Source organism: Acidovorax sp. GW101-11A03 (assembly GCF_059424825.1).
On record NZ_JBWKZU010000115.1, the window covers coordinates 1 to 6,187 of the forward strand.

Genomic DNA, 6,187 nt, shown 5'->3' on the forward strand with positions numbered 1-6,187 from the left:
GTCTTCCACTCGGGCCAGCTGGGCAACGAGGCGGCGATGATGCAGCAGCTGCAGTCCGGCGCGCTGGACATGGGCTGGATCCAGGCCGCCGAGCTGGGCTCGCGCGTGTCCAGCATCGCGGCCATCAACGCGCCCTACCTGGTGCGCTCCACACCCGCCGTGGCCAAGCTGGTCAAGCACCCCGCCGCCACCAAGCTGCTGGAGGTGCTGCCGCGCGAGACCGGCACCATTGGCCTGGGCTGGGGCATCACCGGCATGCGCGCCGTGTTCTCCACCAAGGACATCAACCTGCCCACCGACATCAAGGGCATGAAGCTGCGCATCAACCCCACGCCCGTGTACCGCGACTTTTATCAAATGCTGGGCGCAGCCCCCACGCCCATCCCCACGCCCCAGGTGTTTGATGCGATGAGCAACGGCCAGGTCGATGGGCTGGAGGCCGACATCGAGTTCTCGTGGAACCAGCGCTTTGACAAGGTGGCCAAAACGCTGCTGCAGATGAATGCGCTGTTCATGCCCTTCGCCCCCCTGGTCTCCGGCCGCATCTGGCAAGGCCTGGACGCCAAGGACAAGGACCTCATCCGCAAGCTGGTGGCCCAGTCGCTGGATGCGCAGATCAACGACATCGTGACCACCGAGGCCGGGCTGATCGAGAAGTTCAAGGGCACGTCCATTGCGTTCAAGACGGCATCGGCCTTCAACCCCGACAGCACCATCCAGGAGTTCGACAAGCTGTGGCTACCCAAGGCACCGCAGATTGCCGAGCTGCGCAAGGCAGGCGCCAGCCTGGCCTGATGGCAGCGGGGCCGCTACTGCAAGCTACTAAGATGCGGTCCGCAACCCCGCCCCTCACACCCATCTCCCCATGACCACCCGCAGTGCATCCCCCCAGCGAGACCCCGCGCCCAAGCGGCGCGCGGCCGACGTGGCCTATGACGCCATCGAGGCCATGATCTCCACCCTGCAGCTGCAGCCCGGATCGCCCGTGGTGGAGGCCGAGATTGTAGAAAGCACCGGCCTGGGCCGCACCCCTGTGCGCGAGGCGCTGCTGCGCATGGTGTCCATCGGGCTGATTGCGCAGCAGCCCCGGCGCGGGCTGCTGGTGTCGCACATCGATCTGGCCGACCACCTGGACGTGATCCAGACCCGCCGCGTGCTGGAGCGCCTGATCGCCTCCTGCGCCGCGCGCCGCGCCACGGCGCCCCAGCGCCAGGCCATCGTGCAGTGCGCCCAGAAGATGGTGGAAGCCGCCGCACGCGGCCACCTGGACGACTACATGCAGGCCGACCACGCGCTGGACGTGGTGGTGCATCTGGCCAGCCAGAACCACTCGGCCGTCAAATGTGTGCAGCCGCTCATCGTGCAGTGCAGGCGCTTTTGGTATGCCTACCAGCACGAGGGCGAGGTGTCCGAAGGCGCACGCGCCCACATGCAGCTGGCCCAGGGCATTGCCAGCGGTGACGAAGCCCAGGCCATGGCCGGGGCCGAGCAACTGATGGAGTACCTGGAAAGGTTTGCGCGGCGCATCATCGACCGCTAAGCCGCACGGCCCAGCCACCTTCTACTATTTATTTGATAGCTGCTAGCGCTTATCCATCAAGCGCTACAGCCATTTTTATTCATATTCCTCAACCTGAAGCCTTCCGTGGCATTCCGGGGGCGTGTTCCAAGGCGACAGCCTTGCACTCCGAATGGCGCTACCCTGCGCCCCTGTTCCTGCCCAGCCGATAAGAGACACCATGGACACCAAGACCTCCCCCCTCGCCCTGCTGAATGATCCCACCCTGCTCAAGACCGACGGCCTCATCAACGGCCAATGGGTGGCAGGCAGCAGCCGCTTTGATGTGAACGACCCGGCCACGGGCCTGAAGCTGGCCGACGTGGCCAACCTGGGCCCAGCGGACGCAGAGGCTGCCATTGCCGCCGCCAATGCCGCCTGGGGCCCCTGGAAGACCAAGACCGCCAAGGAGCGCAGCATCATCCTGCGCAAGTGGTACGACCTGCTGATGGCCAACCAGGACGATCTGGGCCGCATCATGACCGCCGAGCAGGGCAAGCCCCTGCCCGAAGCCAAGGGTGAAGTGGCCTACGGCGCGAGTTTTGTGGAGTGGTTTGCCGAAGAGGCCAAGCGCATCAACGGCGAAACCCTGCCCCAGTTTGACAACAACCGGCGTCTGCTTGTGCTCAAGCAACCCATCGGCGTGTGCGCGGCCATCACGCCGTGGAACTTCCCGCTGGCCATGATCACGCGCAAGGTCGCGCCCGCGCTGGCTGCGGGCTGCCCCGTGGTCATCAAGCCTGCCGAGCTGACGCCGCTCACCGCCCTGGCTGCAGCCGAGCTGGCGATCCGCGCAGGCATCCCGGCCGGCGTGTTCAACATCCTGCCCGCCGACAGCGACAACTCCATCGCCATCGGCAAGGTGCTGTGCGCGAGCGACGTGGTGCGCCACATCAGCTTCACGGGCAGCACCGAAGTGGGCCGCATCCTGATGGCGCAGTCGGCCCCCACGGTCAAGAAGATGTCGCTGGAGCTGGGCGGCAACGCGCCCTTCCTGGTGTTTGACGATGCCGACATCGACAGCGCTGTGGAAGGCGCCTTTGCCAGCAAGTACCGCAACGCCGGCCAGACCTGCGTGTGCACCAACCGCTTGTACGTGCAGGAAGGCGTGTACGACGAGTTCGTGGCCAAGTTTGCGGCCAAGGTCAAGACAGCCAAGGTGGGCAACGGCTTCGAGGCCGGGGTGAACCAGGGCCCGCTGATTGAGGAAGCCGCTCTGGCCAAGGTGCAGCGCCATGTGGATGACGCGCTGGCCAAGGGCGGCCAGGTGGTGGCCGGCGGCCAGCGGCTCACTGCCCTGGGCTCGGGCCAGTTCTTCGAGCCCACCGTAGTCGCCAACGCCACGGCCGACATGCTGTGCGCCCGCGAGGAAACCTTCGGCCCCTTCGCCCCGGTCTTCAAGTTCAAGACAGAGCAAGAAGCCATTGACGCCGCCAACAACACCGAATTCGGCCTGGCCAGCTACTTCTACAGCCGCGATGTGGGCCGCATCTTCCGCGTGACCGAGGCGCTGGAATACGGCATGGTGGGTGCCAACGTCGGCATCCTGGCTACGGAGCATGTGCCGTTTGGTGGCGTCAAGCAGTCCGGCCTGGGCCGCGAAGGATCGCACTACGGCATGGACGACTATGTGGAGATCAAGTACCTGTGCCTCGGGGACATCCAGAGCGGTAAATAGCCCTGCCCTGTTCACCGTGCCCCATGGTCAAATGCTACTATTTTTATAGCTAATTAGGTAGACGGGGTAGGCGGAGAAGGCCAAAAAACTCAAGATTGGGGTCACCTGAAACCGCTGCGCACCTACACGCAGCGGTAGGCCACTTCAAACCGGCTGACCTGCACAGCCAGCTCCGCCTGCAGACCATACCGCGCACAGTGTTTGTCGGCCGCCTGCTGGGCACCATCCGGGCCCAGCGTGGAGTTTTCCCAGTTGATGGACACCACCTTGTCATTGCCCACAACGATGAACGGCGCGGGCGGTGAATAGGCGCAGCCGCACAGGCCTGCGGCCATCACCACCAGCCAGCGCCGGGCCATCGGGGTCATCGTGTACGTGCGGGTGCTTGTGCAGGTATCCATGCGGGCCGCAGTGTATCGGACGGCCCTTCACGGCTCTCCTCAGCGCCCGGCGGGCCACAGCCGCTTGAGCCGCAGCCCCGCCCACACGGCCACAAACACGGCCACCCCAAAAACCCAGCCCGACAGGGCCCCCGCCATGCCACCCGACAGCAGCGTGCCGATGGTGCAGCCCAGCCCCGTCATCGCGCCCCAGCCCAGCAGCACGCCACCCGCCAGGCCCCGCATGGCATCGCGCCAGGTGGGCCAGCGCGGCGCAAATTGGCGGCTGGCCAGGGCCGCAACAAACGCCCCCGCCACCAGGCCGACCAGCAGCAAGGCATTGGGTGTGAACCAGGTGGACTGCGGCGCGGTGGCGCAGCCTGCAAACCCATCCAGCCCTTCCAGCCGATCGGGAATCCAGCCCTGCCCCTGCGCCCACTGGCGCGCCGCACTGCCCAGCGTGGCTGTCACGCCCAGCGGCCGCATGCGCACAATCGCAAACGCGCCGATCAACCCCACGGCCAGGCCGCCCACCCAGTAAGGCCAGCGCCCGGCCCACAAGCTGCGCCACACAGCGCCCAGGCTGGGCACCGCGCCCCTTGCCGCCGATTCAGCCGCCGCCTCGCGTGCAAAGCCTCGCCACAACCAAGCCGCCACCAGGGCCAGCCCGCCCAATTGCACCAGCAGCGCCCCGTCATACCCCAGGTGCGCGGGCAGCCAGACCACGGGGGCATCGGCCACGCTCAGGCTGTACAAGGGGTTCCAGGTGATGAAGCCCAGGATGAAACCCAGCGCCGAGCCAATGAGCGCAAACGGCGACACTGGGGAGCCCTCGGCCAGCCGGTACCAGTGCGCGCTGATACACGAACCAGACACCACCATGCCCGCGCCAAACGACAGCCCCGCCGCCACCAACACCCAGCTCACCGGGCCGATGTGCATGTCGGGCGGCAGCTTGCCCGGCTGGGGCACGGGCAACCAGCTGCCCAGCACCACGGTATAGCCCACCACACCCACAGCCAGCGCCAGCACGATGGCTAGCAGCCCGCGCGGGTTGCCATCTTCAAACCAGTCGCGCGCGTGGCAGTAAAAACAAAACCGCGTGCGCTGCAGTACCAGCCCCAGCACCCCGCCCGTGGCCAGCGCAAACGCCAGCGTGCGCCCGCCGGGCAGCGCCTGCACTGCGTGGTCTGCCACCCCCAGCGCCACCAACAGCGCCAGGGCGCCCGCGTGAGAAAAATTGATCTTGAACGCCATGAACCTCCCAGGCATAAAAAAAGCCCGCATGAAGCGGGCTGTAAAAAGAGACCCCCTACCAAAATCAGAAACTCTCTTTGTTTTGCATTGCACCTTCTTCCCAAAAGGTTCTGTCGGCAAACCCCATCACTTGGCGGCCCAGATGGTGCCCGCCGGGTTGGTGATGGGCACGCCCACCGCGTTGCCATATTCGGTCCACGAGCCGTCGTAGTTCTTCACGCTATAGCCCAGGATCTTGGACAGCGCAAACCAGGTGTGGCTGGAGCGCTCGCCAATGCGGCAGTAGGTGATGATGGGTTTGCTGCCGTCCACGCCTGCGCTGGCGTAGAGCTTTTTCAGATCTTCGGCCGACTTGAAGGTGCCGTCCTCCTTCACCGCCTGGCCCCAGGGCACATTGGCCGCACCGGGGATATGGCCTGCACGGATGCTCAGCTCGGGTACCCCGGCAGGCGCAAAAATCTTGCCGGAGTATTCATCGGCCGATCGGATGTCCACCAACTTCGCATTGCTCTTGCCTTCGGCCGCCGCCAGGGCGTCGGACAGACGGGCGCGCAGGTCGGTGTTCACCTTGGCCACCTTGTAGCTGGTGGCTGCAAATTCGGGCACGCGGTTGTTCAGCGGCTGGTTCTCGGCCTCCCACTTCTTGCGGCCGCCGTCGAGCAGCTTCACGTTCTTGACGCCATAGATGTCAAACACCCACGCGCCCCAGGCGGCAAACCAGTTGTTGGTGTCGCCGTACAGCACCACCGTGGTGTCCTGCTTGACCCCGGCTTTTGAAAGCAAGGCCTCAAACGCCTCCTTGCCCACGATGTCGCGCCGCACCCGGTCGTTCAGATCCTGGTGCCACGAAAAGTTGACGGCGCCCGGTACATGGCCTCGCTCGTACAGGCCCGGGTTCACGCTCACCTCGACGATGCGCACCTGCGGGTTGTCCAGGTTTTGAGCCAGCCATTCGGTGGTGACCAGGGGGCCTGCGGGGATGGGGGTGGCGGCCAGCAAAGAACCGCTGAACAGCACCACGCCCCCCGCCATGCAGGCGCGCAGCCATTGGCGTCATGGGACTTGCGTTGAAGAACGGTGTGGTGTGGTCATCGGATTCCTTTCGGTGTCTGTGGAGTGCCTGCACCGCAGGGCAGGTGAAAGGAATTTAGAGCCCAAAGACCCTGCGCCCAACCAACAAGATCGGCTATGCATATGCGGTTTGCGCACTTGCACGAACCGCTTTCAAGCTGGAAGCCGAGCCTGTCAGATGTTTTGTGTGTGAGGCATAGCATGTCAACAAGGAGCATGAATGCCACGCAAGACGAAGACAAC

Annotated in this window: 6 protein-coding genes; 3 read left to right on the plus strand and 3 right to left on the minus strand. The window is 65.1% G+C overall.

The annotated features are described in order from the left end of the window. The 3 genes from AC07Z7_RS24595 to AC07Z7_RS24605 all read left to right on the plus strand — a co-directional run. Window positions 1-795 (plus strand): TRAP transporter substrate-binding protein (locus tag AC07Z7_RS24595; protein WP_494767975.1); only part of this gene is annotated, 795 nt, incomplete at its 5' end. A 70-nt stretch (window positions 796-865) separates the two neighbouring features. Continuing rightward, the gene (locus AC07Z7_RS24600) at window positions 866-1,540 is read left to right on the plus strand and encodes a GntR family transcriptional regulator (RefSeq protein WP_494767976.1); all 675 of its coding nucleotides are present in this window, start codon (window positions 866-868) and stop codon (window positions 1,538-1,540) included. Window positions 1,541-1,739: 199 nt separating this feature from the next. After that, the gene (locus tag AC07Z7_RS24605; protein WP_494767977.1) at window positions 1,740-3,236 is read left to right on the plus strand and encodes an NAD-dependent succinate-semialdehyde dehydrogenase; all 1,497 of its coding nucleotides are present in this window, start codon (window positions 1,740-1,742) and stop codon (window positions 3,234-3,236) included. 122 nt (window positions 3,237-3,358) lie between these two features. Here AC07Z7_RS24605 and AC07Z7_RS24610 read toward each other — a convergent pair whose 3' ends face one another. The 3 genes from AC07Z7_RS24610 to AC07Z7_RS24620 form a co-directional block, all read right to left on the minus strand. Then, window positions 3,359-3,604 carry a hypothetical protein gene (locus AC07Z7_RS24610; RefSeq protein WP_494767978.1) on the minus strand — a complete coding sequence of 82 codons (246 nt, stop codon included), beginning with the start codon at window positions 3,602-3,604 and terminating at the stop codon, window positions 3,359-3,361. Window positions 3,605-3,676: 72 nt separating this feature from the next. Beyond that, entirely contained in the window at window positions 3,677-4,873 is a 1,197-nt protein-coding gene (locus AC07Z7_RS24615) for a YeeE/YedE family protein (RefSeq protein ID WP_494767979.1), read from the minus strand. 126 nt (window positions 4,874-4,999) lie between these two features. Further along, the gene (locus AC07Z7_RS24620; protein WP_494767980.1) at window positions 5,000-5,905 is read right to left on the minus strand and encodes a sulfurtransferase; all 906 of its coding nucleotides are present in this window, start codon (window positions 5,903-5,905) and stop codon (window positions 5,000-5,002) included. Window positions 5,906-6,187 lie beyond the last annotated feature (282 nt).

Coding starts and splice junctions, on each gene's coding strand:
- AC07Z7_RS24610 (WP_494767978.1), bottom strand. CDS start 3,604: ATGACCCCGATGGCCCGGCGCTGGCTGGTGGTGATGGCCGCAGGCCTG.
- AC07Z7_RS24605 (WP_494767977.1), top strand. CDS start 1,740: ATGGACACCAAGACCTCCCCCCTCGCCCTGCTGAATGATCCCACCCTG.
- AC07Z7_RS24600 (WP_494767976.1), top strand. CDS start 866: ATGACCACCCGCAGTGCATCCCCCCAGCGAGACCCCGCGCCCAAGCGG.
- AC07Z7_RS24615 (WP_494767979.1), bottom strand. CDS start 4,873: ATGGCGTTCAAGATCAATTTTTCTCACGCGGGCGCCCTGGCGCTGTTG.
- AC07Z7_RS24620 (WP_494767980.1), bottom strand. CDS start 5,905: ATGGCGGGGGGCGTGGTGCTGTTCAGCGGTTCTTTGCTGGCCGCCACC.